The following is a 15011-nucleotide window of genomic DNA, read 5'->3' on the forward strand; positions in this document are numbered from 1 at the left end:
AAAAGTGAAAATTAGAGAGATAATCAAGAAACTCAATGATAAGGGAGAAGTGAGTTTGGATATTTGGAAACCTTTATCAGCTAGAAAAAGTAGTGATGGAACCATTGACCTTCTTTACTGGAATCGTGTTGTTGGGAGCGAAAAAGATCCAGTATTCCTGTGGATTTATGTGAATATTGTTAATGAAGATGTCAAAGTCCTTGAGAAGATTACCTTTAAAAAAGAGCATGTAAAATGGATAATGAATTCAATCATTACGCTTGAAAAAACTTGAGGTTTATATATAGATTGACAAGGCTACTGACCGTGGGGGTGTAATTGTGACTAAGCATAGGGTTTGCCCAGTTTGCGGCTCCGATAAGTTTGTTTACGACCCGGAAAGGGGTGAAATAATCTGTGCAAACTGTGGATTTGTAATTCAAGAGAATATAATTGACATGGGCCCTGAATGGAGAGCTTTTGATGCTTCTCAAAGAGAAAAACGCTCCAGAACTGGTGCACCAGAAAGCATTTTGCTTCATGATAAAGGTCTTTCAACAGATATAGGCTATGACAGGAATGTTAAGGGGTTAATGAGAGAAAAAATATACCGTCTTAGGAAATGGCAGAGCAGACTTAGGGTTAGTGACGCCGCGGAGAGAAATCTTGCGTTTGCCTTAAGCGAGCTTGATAGACTTGGTGCGAGATTAAATCTCCCAAAACACGTTGAAGAAGAAGCAGCCCGTTTATATAGAGATGCCGTTAAAAAAGGCCTTATAAGGGGAAGGTCAATTGAGAGCGTTATCGCAGCTTGCGTTTACGCTGCTTGCAGGTTGCTAAAAATCCCCAGAACTCTAGACGAAATCGCTGACATGGCTAAAGTTGATAAAAAAGAGATTGGAAGGAGCTTTAGATTTATCGCGAGAAATCTCAATCTTACTCCAAAGAAACTTTTTGTCAAACCAACAGATTATGTGAACAAGTTTGCTGATGAGCTTGGTCTTAGTGAAAGAACTAGAAGAAGGGCAATTGAGCTTTTAGACCAAGTTTATAACATGGGTCTTACAAGTGGAAAGAGTCCTGCGGGGTTAGTTGCGGCTGCATTATATATTGCAGGACTTTTAGAGGGAGAAAAAAGGACTCAAAGAGAAGTTGCAGAGGCAGCAAGGGTAACTGAGGTAACAGTGAGAAATAGGTATAAGGAAATGGTTGAAAAGCTTGGATTAAAGCTTCCTATTTAGTCTTTTCATTTAAATTTTTAAAGAGAAAAAATCATTTTTTGAACCATGTATCTAACGTGAATTGTTTTCCAGTTTTTGTTACCTTTTTGAGCCTTTCTAGGCCATTCTTTACTCTTTCTTCGCTAAAGTCGTGTTCATCACAAAGGAATTTTATAATGCTCTCTTCGTCGGGTAACTTCCATTCCAATTTGTAATCATTTGTTGTAGGTGGGTTCAGAAAGAATTCTTTTATTGCATAGAGGTCAACCTCGCTAGTTTTTTGGTATTTTGATAGGGGGTCTTTGGAGTATTTCACTATTTCAAGGGCCTTTTTTGGTCCAAGTCCTTTTATCCCCCCTGGGTTGTAGTCAGTGCCAACAAGTATCGCTAATTCAATGAGTTTTTCTCTTGTTAGTTTCAGTTCTTTCAACACATCTTCAAGGAGTATTAGCTCAGGCTTGACTTCAATGTAAACATCTTTTCCGGGCAATTTTCTCTTTCCTGTGATGGTAAGGTTTCTCACAAGTTTTGGTGTTCCAAAGAGCAAAGAATCGTAATCTTGGCTTGCTGAGGCCCAAACATCTCCTTTTGAGGCCATATAGGCGGCTTGGGCCTCCCCTTCACTCGGGGCCTGCACCCAGGGAATTCCCATAAGTTCTAGAAGTTTTTTGGCGTCTTCAATTAGAATTTCATTTATCTTTGAGGCCCGTTGGGCGTATTTTTTGGCCTCTTCTAATTCCCCTCTGGCAAGGGCGATTTCCCATTTTTCTAGTGCTTCTTCTCTCGTCTCAGCTCTTTTTTCAAGCTCTTTTTTCTTGAACTCTGGAGGTTTTCCATCAAACACATACGCGGGCTTTATTCCGGCCTCCATTAGGTTTATGGTTCTATAAAAAAGTCCTGAGAGATGTGAGGTTATCCTGCCTTTGGAGTCCATTAGAGGAGTGCCATCTTTCTGTCTTATTGTTGAGAGGAACTGGTAAATAGCGTTAAAAGCATCTATTGCAACCTTTCTTCCATTCAGGTTTTCTAGCTCAAGCTCTTTTTTGGGTAAGAGTTCACCAATAGGGACTCCCATCACTTATCACCTATCCTAATATATATGAACCAATATAAAAAGCCTTTAGCAATCGTAAAGAGATTCTGAGACATCATCGTTGTCATTATATTGACGAGATATGATTTAAGCTTTTAGTTTAGTTGTATAATGTGAAGATTTCTGAATTTATGGTTCAAAACCATTGGTTTCTTTAACAAATGCCGATACCTAAGTCGTCAAATAGATAAGGGAAAAGTTATAACTTCTTTCTCGCATTAACCTTTGTAAAGTTCATGAGGTGGAGGAAATGAGCATAGAAGCACTTTTCAAACCTAGGAGTGTAGCTGTTGTAGGTGCTTCCGGAAAACCTGGAAAGATAGGATATGCAATTATGAAGAATCTCATTGAGTACGGCTATGAGGGCAAAATATACGCTGTTAATGTCAAAGGTGGAGAAATAGAGGTTAGTGGAAGGAAGTTCAAGGTTTACGAGAGTATTCTTGATGTCCCCGATGAAGTGGACATGGCTGTTGTAGTTGTTCCTGCTAAGTTTGTCTCACAAGTTGTGGAAGAGTGTGGAAAGAAAGGAGTCAAAGTTCTTCCAATTATCAGTTCAGGGTTTGGAGAGCTTGGAGAAGAAGGCAAAAAAGTTGAAGAGCAGTTAGTTGAGACAGCTCACAAGTATGGAATGAGGATTCTTGGACCTAATATCTTTGGTATTGTTTATACTCCAGCAAAGCTCAATGCCACATTTGGTCCAACTGATGTTCTGCCAGGAAAGCTCGCTTTAGTATCCCAGAGTGGTGCCCTTGGAATAGCTCTTATGGGATGGACAATTCTCGAAAAAGTCGGCCTCTCAGCTGTAGTTAGCATTGGAAACAAGAGCGATTTAGATGATGCTGATATGCTTGAGTACTTTGAGAACGATGAGAACACAGGTGCTATCTTAATTTACATGGAAGGTGTTAAAGACGGAAGAAAGTTCATGGAGACAGCAAAAAGGGTTTCAATGAAGAAGCCTATCATCATCATAAAGGCAGGCAGGAGTGAGAGAGGTGCAAAGGCAGCTGCATCCCACACTGGTTCACTTGCGGGCGCTGACAGTATTTATACAGCTGCATTCAAGCAAAGTGGTGTTTTAAGAGCCTTAACCATTGGTGAAGCTTTCGATTGGGCGAGAACTCTGAGCAATCTTCCAGAACCAGAAGGAGAAAACGTTGTCATAATCACAAATGGCGGTGGAATAGGCGTCATGGCTACAGATGCTGCAGAGGAAGAGGATCTAAAACTCTATGACAATTTGGAGGAACTTAAGGTCTTTGCAAACCACATGCCGCCTTTTGGTTCGTATAAGAATCCAGTTGATTTGACAGGTATGGCAGATGCTAAAGCCTATGAAGGGGCAGTTAGGGACGCACTTGCAAATCCAAACATGGATGCAGTAGCAGTTCTCTACTGTCAAACAGCTGTTCTTGATCCAAGAGACCTTGCAAAAATAGTTATTGAAGAATATGAAGCAAGTGGAAGGAAGAAACCACTCGTGGTTGCCATAGTTGGTGGAATTGAGGCTAAAGAAGCTATTGATCTGCTTAATGAAAGGGGCATTCCAGCATATCCAGAACCAGAAAGAGCAATTAAATCTCTATCAGCTCTCTACAGATGGCACAACTGGAAAATGAAACATAAGAAAGAGTGATTCTTTTTTTCTCTTTTAAAATTTAAAAAGAGTTCAAGCTGTATATTTTTTAATTTCCTTGTATAACTCAGTAAGAACCTCTTGATAGTCTATCTTGTCTTCTTCTATGAGACCCATAAGCTCTTCGAGCTGTTTTGTTCTTTCTTCACTTACAAGGTCTTTGTACTTGGTTATAAGATAGTGATAGACCTTGGTACCGAGTTCGGTAGGCACGAGTTTCTTCCTTCCCTTGGTTTCTATTACATAGTGTCTATCGAGAAGAGTTTTAACTATCTTTGCATACGTTGAGGGTCTTCCAATCTTGTGCTCTTTCATCAGTGCTATGATATCTCCTTGGCTGAAGAGTGGTACTTTTGGAGCCTTCCATTTTTTAGTTTCTTTGACTTTGATTTTTTGTCCCTTTTCGAGTTTTGGAAGTTTTTTCAAGGGCAGATTTCTGAGTTTTGTCCATCCTTCATAGAGAATCTCCACATAACCCTCTACTTCTGCTTTTGCGATTCTTGCATCGATTGTTGCTTTTTCATAAAGTACTTTTGTGGCTTTCATTTGAGAGGTCATAAATCGTTTGAACACCATATCATAAAGTCTAAAGTGGTCCCTTGTTAGACCTCTTGCAAGGGTGATGACACCATCTCTTAGGAGTTGCATTAATCTTCCGGTATCTATGGGCCTTGTGGGCCTTATACACTCGTGGGTCCCCTCTTCACCCCATTTCCGTGGGACGAAGTATTCTTCACCTATTTCATCGGTTATGTATTCTTTAGCCACCTCTATACCAACGTTGCTTACATGGGTTGAATCTGTTCTTATGTAGGTCAACAACCCGACTTCGAAAAGATCTTGGGCAAGCCTCATCGTATAGTCGGTTGAAAACTTTAAGAATCTCGAGGCGTCTTGGAGCATTGTGTCTGTGGTGTATGGGGGCAGGGGGTTGATTTCTTTTTCTTCGAGGTGCACATCTTCTACAACAACCTCTTCAACTCCATCTTTTACATCTTCCAATACCACACTTAGATCGTTCTCAAGGGTTAATTGGACAAAATTAATTTCACTTTCTACGAATTCTTTGTACCTTTGGATGATCCAGCTGAGTACAGGTGTTTGGACTCTTCCTGCCGAGAGATAAGGGTTCTCAAAAACTTCCCAAAGTTTTTGGCTTAATTCAAAACCTATCCATCTATCTTCGATTCTTCTCACAATTTGAGCGTTTACTCTTCCTTCATTTATATCTCTCGCTTCTTTTAGGGCCTTTAGAATAGCAGGCCTTGTAACTTCATGGAATTCAATTCTCTTTATTGTCGGAGTGTATGGAGATAGAACGTTCCTTATGTCCCACGCTATTTTTTCTCCCTCTGTATCAGGGTCGGTTCCAATTAGTATCTCATCAACTTCTTGAGCAATTTCTCTCATGGCTTTCACGTTTTCAAGGACGTCTCTCACATCGTTGGAACCACATCTTGGACACACTCCTTTACTCTCCCAATCCACAAACTGGTGTCCACATTCTCTACAGCGCTTTAAAGTGTCATATATTGGAATAAAATATAGTTTTCCCTCTTTTTCCTTTATTAAAACGCCGTGATAATTATCGTTAGTTATGAGATCAAACATATGGCCCCCGCTTGCGAGGATCGTTAACATCAACTCACCAATGCTCACTTCATAAGCAACCAAGTCCCCAATGCGTCTCTTACTCGGGTGTCCAAAGAAGTTTGCAATTGTTCTTGCTTTGTTTGGTGATTCAACTATCATAAGGGCAGATTTGACCAGGTCTTTTGTTTTTTCTGCTATTTTTCCTTCCAGGAGGAATTTAACCTTTTCTCTATCTGCATCAATTTCTTGAAGTAGTTTTTCCAATTCCAGTTCATGGAAAGGTCTCATTTCAAATTCAGCAAACCGCCACCGCATCTGTCTCTTCAAACCATTGAACACTTTTTCATTATCCACAATTATTACGCTTAGTCCTTTGGTTATACCACCAGCAAATAATCTTGAAGTCCTTCCGGTGGCCTGTATGTATGTTCTAACATCTGGTATTTCTATATACCATTTGTTTTCTTCTTTTTTCAGACTTATAAAGGGGTCCTCTTCAATTCTCTTGAGAACATCTTCTTTCTTTAGTATCATTCTTAAAAATTGAACAGCCTCTTTGAACACTTTAAGTACATGGTTTGAGAAGCCTTCTAGTGGTAATCCCTCTGCAAGTGCTTCCTCTATTTTCAAAATCTCAAACTGGGGAATGTTGCGTATAAGTCTCCTTATTTGGGCATGGAGCTTTTCTGCATTTTTTCTATCTTCATTTTCTAAAAAGTCCATGACTTCACTCATAAGGCCCAAAACTCTGTAAATCGTTGGTTGTTCTAGATCTATGCTAAAACGGAATTTAGGAATTCCTGTGAAAATAGCATATCTTATCAAATGTGGGATGTCTAGGCCTCTAACAATAGATCCATAGTATGTGGCAACACCTACCAGATAATCCACTTCCCCATTCTCAAACCTCTGGAGGCCCTTTTTGTTCCTTGCGGATATCAATTCTACCTTGAATCCTAGATCTTGGAGATAGTTTGTCAATCTTTCTGCATATGCTATCCCCTGATCGATTGGAACGAAAATAAGGCCCCCTGGCCCTAAAACTTTTAAAAGTTCTTTAACATGCTCTTCAATTGAATTTTCAGGAAATAAGTAACTATCTACGACGTTTCTTAATGCAGATCTTCCACTTCCAACTTCAAAGTCAAGGAGCTCACGATAAAGTTTTATTCTATCCCCTCTAGCACTCCCTGTTGCAGAGGCAATGATTAGAACACCAATTTTGTTTTTGTCTTTGAATTCTCTAATCTCCTTTTCAATTATATTTATTTGTTTGTTCAGTTCTTTTAGTTGCTCGTTCTTGTCTTTTCTATTCCCATTCAAGTACTTTGCCATCAGTTTTTTTAGTTTAATGATTTCCCATGCTTTTTGGATCATTTCTTCATTAAAGCCCAGTAAAATAAGGGAGCGGTCTATGTTTTTTGAAGCTTTTAAGAAAGCATCAACATCGTCTACAAAGATAAAATCAAATTTTTTATCCTTTATGAGGTCAAAATTTCTAGCCAAATACTGGCCAGATGTTATGAGGATGTCAAAATCTCCTGTTTGAATCTTTTGTATCATTTCTTCCTTTTCTTTTTTCTTCATGTTCCCATGATAGTATGCAAGATTTACATCTATTCCAGTGTTTTCAGCAAAGGTTTTAACTCTTTTTATTGTTTGGGTGACCAGAGGAGTCGTGGGTAAAATTATATACGATTTTTTACCATATTTGGCATAATAAATTGACATAAAAGCTCCAAAAACGCTCTTGCCCATACCAGTAGGAGCTATAATCGAAAAACTCTTCCCTTTCACAAGACGTTTTACCCATGTCTTTTGGGCACTCCAAAATGTGAACCCGGTGGCATTTTTGAAAAGTGTCTCCGCTTCAATAAGCTTCTTTTCAAGAGAATACACTCCTTCCCATTGTTTTATTCTGTTTCTAACCCTTAGGCCCTCACGTATCCCACTAATGAGATCAAAATAGGTATCGGAGGTGATTTCATCCTCCAGACATATCTCACATGGATGTTTTTTGTATAATCGTTCATCGCTTATTTTATCTTCACAATTTGGGCACATGCCCTTATATATTGCCTTCATTTTATTCACCCTCTAGTGTCTTTTTAGAGTATACGAACTTTATAAGGCTTTTTTTGAAATAGGTTTGATGCAATATAATAACAAAGAAGCTTAAAGTGAGCTCGAATTCCTCCTTTTAGGGCCTTGTTCTTTTAGTAGGGAGCATAATGCCTTGAGAGAAAACTCAAAGAGAGCAATCTTTTGTAGCCTCTTCAATCTCTTTTTCAAGGTCTTCTGTTAGATTGTAATCCGAAAATACTCTTTGAAACTCCTCAAAAATATCTCTGAGCTGGAAGCCAATTTCTTTTGAGGGGGAGAGTGGGAAAAGTTTTAGGACTTTCCTGATAAGTTTTGCAACTTCACTTCCACTTTCATCGTTGTTCATCTGATAATGAAGCTCTTTTAGTAGTGTTTCCAAACCGAGTTCGGGATTTTCTTCGAAGAAATATTTGTCGATAAAAGATTCAGGTGAAAATTCGGAAAGGGGGTTTGTACTTTCTACATAAAATCCCTCTTCAAATGCGCTCAAAGCGGCAGCGACATGTTTGCAGTCTTTTCCTTGAGGACATGTGCATTTATTAGAATTTTTGGCCAAATCTATCTCTACGTAGTAGGGATAAGTCCCCAAAACCTTGGAAAAGAGCTTTTCTTTATGTTTTAGAACCCACAAGACTTTACCTTTCTTGTAGTAGCTCCTTCCTTTCTGTAGGATTTTCTTCTCCATAATAACCACTGAATGTGGTAAGTGTAGGGATTTTTAAGGTTAACTCCCTAAACCTTTAAAAAGCAGGTGTTTTAGTTAATCCCGTAACGATTATCAAAAGTTTTGGGGAGAGTGAGAGCATGAAAAAGATTAGACAGCCAATTATAGCTGTTTTAGGTCACGTTGATCACGGTAAAACGAGTTTACTTGACCGTATACGTAATACTCACGTAGCGGAGAAAGAAGCGGGTGGGATTACCCAGCACATAGGAGCTACTGAAGTCCCTATCGATGTTGTTAAACAACTGGCTGGTCCTCTTTTAAGCCTTTGGAAAGGTGAGATCAAGCTTCCAGGACTGCTTTTTATTGATACTCCTGGTCACGAGGCCTTCACAAGTTTAAGAGCAAGAGGAGGAAGTCTGGCAGATTTAGCAATTCTTATTATAGATGTGAATGAAGGTTTCCAACCACAAACTTTGGAAAGTATAGAGATTTTGAGAAAGTACAAAACTCCCTTTGTTGTAGCTGCAAATAAGATCGATCGTATAAAGGGATGGAAAGTAGTAGAAAATGAACCTTTCTTAGTCAATATCAAAAAACAAGATCAAAGGGCCCAACAGGACCTTGAGACAAAACTTTGGGAGTTAATAGGTAAGTTTTATGAACTTGGTTTCCAGGTTAATAGGTTTGATCGTGTTAAGGATTTCAGGAAGGAACTTGCGATAATACCAATTTCAGCAAAGTATGGCATTGGGGTTCCAGAATTATTAGTCCTCATTTCGGGGTTGGCTCAAAAATATCTGGAGGAAAAGCTCAAAATAGAGGTTGAGGGGCCTGCAAGAGGGACCATACTTGAAGTTAGAGAGGAAATTGGCTTTGGAACAACAATAGATGTGATAATCTACGATGGAACTCTAAGGAAAGATGACACTATAGTAGTTGGTGGAAAAGATAAGGCCATCGTTACGAAGATAAGGGCCCTTCTTAAGCCTAAACCTTTAGATGAGATAAGAGATCCAAGATACAAGTTTGACCATGTGAATGAGGTTTCAGCATCAGCGGGTATTAAAATAGCAGCACCGGATCTGGAAGAGGCCCTTGCAGGTTCTCCTGTGATTGCAGTGAGAGATGAAGAAGAGTTGAAAAGGGCCAGAAGAGAGATTCTTGAACAGATAAAGAGTGTTATCATAAGCACGGATAAAGTGGGTGTTATAGTAAAGGCAGATACAATTGGGAGCTTAGAAGCCCTAAGCAAGGAGCTTCATGAAAAGAATATCCCCATTAGAAAAGCAGATGTAGGGAATATCAGCAAAACTGATGTTATGGAGGCCCTTAGTGTAAAAGAAGAGGAACCATTCTATGGCGTGGTTATTGGATTCAATGTAAAGGTTAATGAAGATGCGGAAGAAGTTGCAAAAGCGAAAAATATTCCGCTTTTTGTGAACAACATTATTTACAAACTAATTGAGGATTACGAGGCATGGATAAAAGCAGAGGAAGAGAAGAAAAAGAAAGAGATTCTAGCAAATACTAAGTTCCCTGGTGTTATTAAACTCTTCCCCGATGAGCGGTATGTTTTTAGAAGGAGCCATCCAGCTATAGTAGGAATAGAGGTGCTTGAAGGAAGAATAAAACCAGGATATCCTTTAATAAAGCAGAATGGAGATAAAGTAGGGGTAATAAAATCAATTAAGTCCAAAGAAGATTTTCTCCAAGAGGCTAAGAAAGGAGATCAAGTGGCTGTGGCAATAGAGGGAGCTATTGTGGGAAGACACATACATCCAGGGGAAATCCTTTATGTGGATATAAGCAAAGATGATGCAATAAGGTTAGTGAAGGAACTTAGAGACATGCTTGATGACACCGATATAGAAGCTTTGAAAAACACGGCAAAAGTAAAGGCCCAAAAAGATCCATTCTGGGGTGCCCTTTAATTTTTCTTTTGGTGGTATTTATGGAGGTTTATCATCTTTACAGCGGCGGAAAAGACTCTTCACTGGCAGCATATATTTTGAAAAGACTAGGTTATGAAGTTAAACTGGTCACTGTTAATTTTGGAGTGCTTGACAGCTGGAAATATGCTAGAGAAACTGCACAAAGCCTTGGGTTTGAACATGAGGTGCGTTTCTTAGACAGGAAAATCCTTGAAAAAGCTACTGAAATGTGTATCAAGGATAATCATCCAAACAATGCTATCCAGTTTATTCATGAAATGGCATTAGAGGAGATCGCCAGATGTGAAGATGTAGAAAGAATAAGTGATGGAACTAGAAGAGATGACAGAGTCCCATTACTGGATCAAAGGAAAACAAGAAGTCTTGAGGATAGATTTAACGTTCAGTACATACGGCCTCTTTTGGGCCTTGGATATAAGACAATAAGAGAACTTACAGATAGACTTTTCATAATTGAACTCAAAGAGAGTGAAAAGCTCGAAAAATCTGACTATGAAATGGAAATCAGATATCTCTTAAGAGAAAAAGGTATAGATCCACTTACAATTTTCCCGAAGAGACATTTACAGTCAAGAGTACTGGGATGGAAAAAAGAAAAAGCTCACTTATGAGCAAAGATTGCTGTTACTTTTTCTCCTTCTATATTATCTATTCTCACAAAGCCAAAGCGCTCAAATTGTACGATGTCATTGACTTTTAGGTTTGCATCCATTTCAAGAAGGCCGTTTTTCACAATAAGTTCGTCCCCTTCTGGTACTAAGACCTCACATGGCTTTCCTTCTGGAACCCAGTGTATCATTCTCCACCTGTTTTCTCTGGCCTTTTCATATTCAATGCTATCGAATTCGGCCGCAATTCTCTCTTCACTAACTTCTAGGATTTTTACATTGAAGAGATCCTTAAGTCTAACATATTCGCTGCTCTTTAGGAGTTCGAGATCGTCTCTTGATACATACACTGGTTTTTCAGGAGTGAATTTAAGCTTTCTAACACCTCTTTCAAGATGATCGGGATGGAGAGGTACTTCTGCTATGAACTCTTCATTGTAACCTCTAATCTCCATTGGTATTGGGTCGGCAACAAAGAAGTATCTGTTTGCAATAGGTTCAATTAGTCTTCTATTTATCGCTGCTAAGTTATCCCAGCTTATGGTTGTGTCGCTCTTCTTAAGACCAACTTCAATTATGAGCTCTTTTATAGCCTCTGGTTGAATTCCTCTTCTTCTCAGTGCTCTAATTGTTCCAAGTCTTGGATCATCCCAGCCGAGGTATTTGCCTTCTTCAACACCTTTTCTTGTCTTGGATTTACTTAGTATAACTCCTTCAATGCTCAACCTTCCGTGATGCACTGTTTCGGGGTATTCCCATCCAAGGTAGTCGTACATGTAGCGTTGTCTTGTTTCATTCTCTGCATGCTCTTGGCCTCGGAATATATGAGTCACTCCAAGTTCATGATCATCTACAGCTGAGGCGAAGTTATATAAGGGCCATACACGGTATTTGTTGCCGGTTCTTGGATGGTTTGGGTCATCTATTATTCTAAGAGCGGGCCAGTCTCTTACCGCTGGATTTGGATGCCTTAAATCAGTTTTAATCCTAACAACTGCTTCCCCCTCTTTGTATTCGCCGCTAAGCATTTTCTTCCATTCTTTGAGCTGAACTTCTGGTGGAAGCTCTCTGTGGGGGCAGGGTTTTCCTTCATCTCTGAGTTTTTTGTACTCTGCAGGATTACAAGTGCACACGTAGGCCTTTCCCATCTCGAGCAGTTTTTCTGCATAGGAATAATAAATCTCCAACCTGTCGCTTGCGTGGTGGATCTCGTCTATTTGAAAGCCAAGCCATTTTAAGTCCTCAATAATCCAGTCGTAGAATATCGGTTCAGGTCTTTTGACCTTTGGATCTGTGTCATCGAATCTCAAAATGAATTTCCCATCGTATATCCTCGCATACTCATGGCTTAAAATAGCAGCCCTAGCATTCCCAAGGTGGAAGGCCCCATCAGGGTTTGGAGCAAACCTTGTAACGACTTTTCCTTTCTCAGCTTTGGGTAGTGGTGGGAGGCCCTTCTTTTCTTCTTTTTTCCCTTTTTGCTCTTCAAAAAACTTGGGATATATCTCTCTAAGCTTTGCTTCCTGTTCATCCATACTCATAGAATTAACCTCTTTGACAATTTCATTAACGGCGGGTATAACTTCCTTAGCCTTTGGTCTAAGCTCCGGATTCTCACCAAGGATTTTCCCTATCACGGCCTTGGGACTCGCTTTTCCATCGTGCTGGATAGCATTGATGAGCGCATATTTGAGTATAGTCTCCCTTATCTCCATTTTCTTCACCAGAGTGAGAACGATAGGATGAGTTATAAATCTTGTGCGAGATTGAAAAGAATTTTAAATCTCTAATGTTATTCTTCTCGGTGTTGCCAATGAACAAGGTGGAGAGAACGCTGGTAATCATAAAGCCTGATGCTGTTGTTAGAGGTCTTATAGGCAAAATTATAAGCAGATTCGAGAAGAAGGGCCTTAAAATCATCGGAATGAAGATGATCCACATTGATAGAGAATTAGCTGAGAAGCACTATGAGGAACACAAGGGAAAGCCCTTCTTTGAGCCTTTGATAGATTACATAACAAAAGCTCCAAGTGTGGTAATGGTTCTTGAGGGGAGGTGTGCTATAGGCGTCGTTAGGAAGATGTGCGGTGCAACCGATCCAAAAGATGCAGAACCGGGGACTATAAGAGGTGACTACGGTCTTGATGTGGGAGATGCAATATATAACGTTATCCATGCCTCCGATAGTGAAGAAACCGCAAAGAGGGAAATAGCACTCTATTTCAAGGACGAAGAGCTCTTAGAATACTTTAAGGCAGCTGAATGGTTCTATCACTCTCATTGAAATAAGGAGATGTATACTTGAACTCTACAAACTGCCTGAATCTTTGATTCTTTTTTTCTAAATTGTTAAAAACTTAAACTCTCAATCTGTTTTAGGTGTTTAACATGTGTGATATTCTTGTTGCGACCCCCAAAGTGACTAGAGATAATACAATGCTGTTTGCTAAGAACAGTGACAGAGATCCAAATGAGGCTCAGATTCTTGAGGTTATTCCAAGACAAAAACACGAAGAGGAGAGTGTTAAATTAACGTATGTTGAGTTTCCTCAAGTTAAGGAAACCTATGCGGTAATTCTCTCGCGTCCTTGGTGGATCTGGGGAGCTGAAATGGGCGTTAACGAATTTAATCTTGCCATTGGGAACACAGCGGTTTTCACTAAAGAAAAAATCCCGGAGAGAGGTATATTGGGGATGGACATGATAAGACTTGCCTTGGAAAGAACAAAGACTGCAAAGGAAGCTATGGAATTCATAATTAATATAATCGAAAGTTATGGCCAAGGAGGAAATGGGAGTTATGAGCACAAAATGCTTTACAGCAACTCATTTATAGTTGCAGATCCAAAAGAGGCTTGGGTTTTAGAAACAGCAGGTAAAAACTGGGTTGCAAAGAAAGTTGAGAGCGTATACTCTATTTCAAATGCTCTAACTATTGAAGACGATTGGGATTTAGTCTCGGAGAGTGTTGAGAGGTTAGCTAAAAAATCAGATTTTAGCTTTGCAAGGCATTTTTCTGATTGGTTCTACACCCATTTTGCTCACGGAAGAGACAGGAGAGCTTTTACCTACCGGAAGCTTGAGGAGAATGAGGGAGAGATAACACTTGAATACATGATGGAAATCTTAAGATCTCATAGTTCTGAGCCTTATTCCCTAGAAAAAGGCTCCATGAAAGATATATGCATGCACTACGGTGGATTAACAAGACCCTCACAAACAGCATCTTCTCAAATATCGGAGCTTGGAAAAGGCATGCATTGGTTTACCGGAACTTCACTTCCATGTTTGAGCATCTTTAAGCCGATATTTTTTGAGACACCTCTCGAGTTAGGAGAAAGACCCACAAACAAATACAACCCAAAAAGTTACTGGTGGTGCATGGAGAGATTTCACAGAGTTTTCCAGACAAACTATAGGGAATACATAAGAGAGTTCTCAAAACAAAGAGATGATCTCCAGAGGGAGATAATAGAGAGAGCTAGAGGACTGCAAGAGAAGAAAGAGTTAGTAAAATGGGCCTTTGAAGTGGAAAAAGAGTTCGTGGAGAAATGGGAGAATTTAATTGTTCCTGGCAGGTTACCTTTCTTGTACGGTATGAAATGGAAAAAAGTTAATGAGAGTGCACGATTGGGATAAGTTTTTAACCTCTCTTCATTTTCTCTCTTCTGGTGCTTGGAATGGATGGAATGCTCGAAGTATTTTTGCTCTCACTCCTCCCAACCTTTGAGGGGAGGTATGCTATAGTCTATGGTATCGGCAGGGGGTATCCTATCTCCAGCACTTTGATTATGGCATCGATTGGAGTGGTCCTCCTTTCCCTGACTTTACCTCTTCTCTTACCTCTGATAGACTGGGTAATGCTCAAGCTTGAAAACACTTTTCTGGGGGATGTCGCCCGTCTCTATTTGAAATATGTTGAAAGGGTGAGAAAGAAAGCGCATCCGTATGTGGAGAAGTGGGGGTTTTTGGGCCTTGTAGTGTTTGTTGCAATTCCTCTTCCGGGAACGGGGGTATGGACCGGAAGCTTAGCCGCATATATCTTTGGGATAAAAAAAAGAAAGACAATTCTCGCTTTGATTATTGGGGGGCTCTTGAGTATTATGATAACTCTACTTCCAAGTTTAGGCTTGGTAAAAATAATTTAAAAAGAAGAG

General features: G+C 39.7%; 12 protein-coding genes. 8 read left to right on the plus strand and 4 right to left on the minus strand.

The window, feature by feature from the left end; all coding sequences use genetic code 11:
- The first annotated feature begins 4 nt into the window (after positions 1-4).
- Together TSIB_RS02615 and TSIB_RS02620 are read left to right on the plus strand one after the other, a co-directional pair.
- Complete coding sequence (locus tag TSIB_RS02615; protein ID WP_148206149.1) at positions 5-274, plus strand: hypothetical protein; 270 nt, start codon at positions 5-7, stop codon at positions 272-274.
- A 46-nt stretch (positions 275-320) separates the two neighbouring features.
- Positions 321-1220, plus strand: coding sequence for a transcription initiation factor IIB (locus TSIB_RS02620; protein ID WP_015848813.1), 900 nt, complete (start codon positions 321-323; stop codon positions 1218-1220).
- Between the two features lie 31 nt (positions 1221-1251).
- Here the strand turns inward: TSIB_RS02620 and fen are convergent, their stop codons facing one another.
- Positions 1252-2274, minus strand: a complete 1023-nt coding sequence (gene fen, locus TSIB_RS02625) for a flap endonuclease-1 (RefSeq protein WP_015848814.1) — start codon at positions 2272-2274, stop codon at positions 1252-1254.
- Between the two features lie 268 nt (positions 2275-2542).
- On the opposite strand from fen, the gene acs reads away from it, so the two are divergent.
- A complete protein-coding gene (acs, locus tag TSIB_RS02630) occupies positions 2543-3931 on the plus strand; it encodes an acetate--CoA ligase alpha subunit (protein WP_048160212.1) in 1389 nt (462 codons plus the stop codon).
- Positions 3932-3964: 33 nt separating this feature from the next.
- Here the strand turns inward: acs and rgy are convergent, their stop codons facing one another.
- Together rgy and TSIB_RS02640 are read right to left on the minus strand one after the other, a co-directional pair.
- On the minus strand, positions 3965-7609 hold the full coding sequence (gene rgy, locus TSIB_RS02635) for a reverse gyrase (protein WP_015848816.1): 3645 nt from the start codon (positions 7607-7609) through the stop codon (positions 3965-3967).
- A gap of 163 nt (positions 7610-7772) precedes the next feature.
- Complete coding sequence (locus TSIB_RS02640) at positions 7773-8312, minus strand: SWIM zinc finger family protein (RefSeq protein ID WP_048160213.1); 540 nt, start codon at positions 8310-8312, stop codon at positions 7773-7775.
- Between the two features lie 119 nt (positions 8313-8431).
- Between TSIB_RS02640 and infB the strand changes: the two genes are divergently transcribed.
- Positions 8432-10225 carry a translation initiation factor IF-2 gene (gene infB, locus TSIB_RS02645; protein WP_015848818.1) on the plus strand — a complete coding sequence of 598 codons (1794 nt, stop codon included), beginning with the start codon at positions 8432-8434 and terminating at the stop codon, positions 10223-10225.
- Positions 10226-10245: 20 nt separating this feature from the next.
- Positions 10246-10857, plus strand: a complete 612-nt coding sequence (locus TSIB_RS02650) for a DUF7411 family protein (RefSeq protein WP_015848819.1) — start codon at positions 10246-10248, stop codon at positions 10855-10857.
- Here TSIB_RS02650 and TSIB_RS02655 read toward each other — a convergent pair.
- Positions 10848-12569: a glutamate--tRNA ligase gene (locus tag TSIB_RS02655; protein WP_048160214.1), complete on the minus strand. Its 1722-nt coding sequence runs from the start codon at positions 12567-12569 to the stop codon at positions 10848-10850. The two genes, TSIB_RS02650 and TSIB_RS02655, sit on opposite strands and share 10 nt — an antisense overlap.
- Positions 12570-12667: 98 nt before the next feature.
- On the opposite strand from TSIB_RS02655, the gene ndk reads away from it, so the two are divergent.
- The 3 genes from ndk (at position 12668) to TSIB_RS02670 (ending at position 15002) form a co-directional block, all read left to right on the plus strand.
- On the plus strand, positions 12668-13138 hold the full coding sequence (gene ndk, locus TSIB_RS02660; protein ID WP_048160215.1) for a nucleoside-diphosphate kinase: 471 nt from the start codon (positions 12668-12670) through the stop codon (positions 13136-13138).
- A 104-nt stretch (positions 13139-13242) separates the two neighbouring features.
- On the plus strand, positions 13243-14493 hold the full coding sequence (locus TSIB_RS02665; protein ID WP_015848822.1) for a C69 family dipeptidase: 1251 nt from the start codon (positions 13243-13245) through the stop codon (positions 14491-14493).
- Between the two features lie 41 nt (positions 14494-14534).
- Entirely contained in the window at positions 14535-15002 is a 468-nt protein-coding gene (locus tag TSIB_RS02670; RefSeq protein ID WP_048160216.1) for a COG2426 family protein, read from the plus strand.
- Positions 15003-15011: the final 9 nt, after the last annotated feature.

The organism is Thermococcus sibiricus MM 739, from assembly GCF_000022545.1.
Lineage (GTDB): Archaea > Methanobacteriota_B > Thermococci > Thermococcales > Thermococcaceae > Thermococcus_A > Thermococcus_A sibiricus.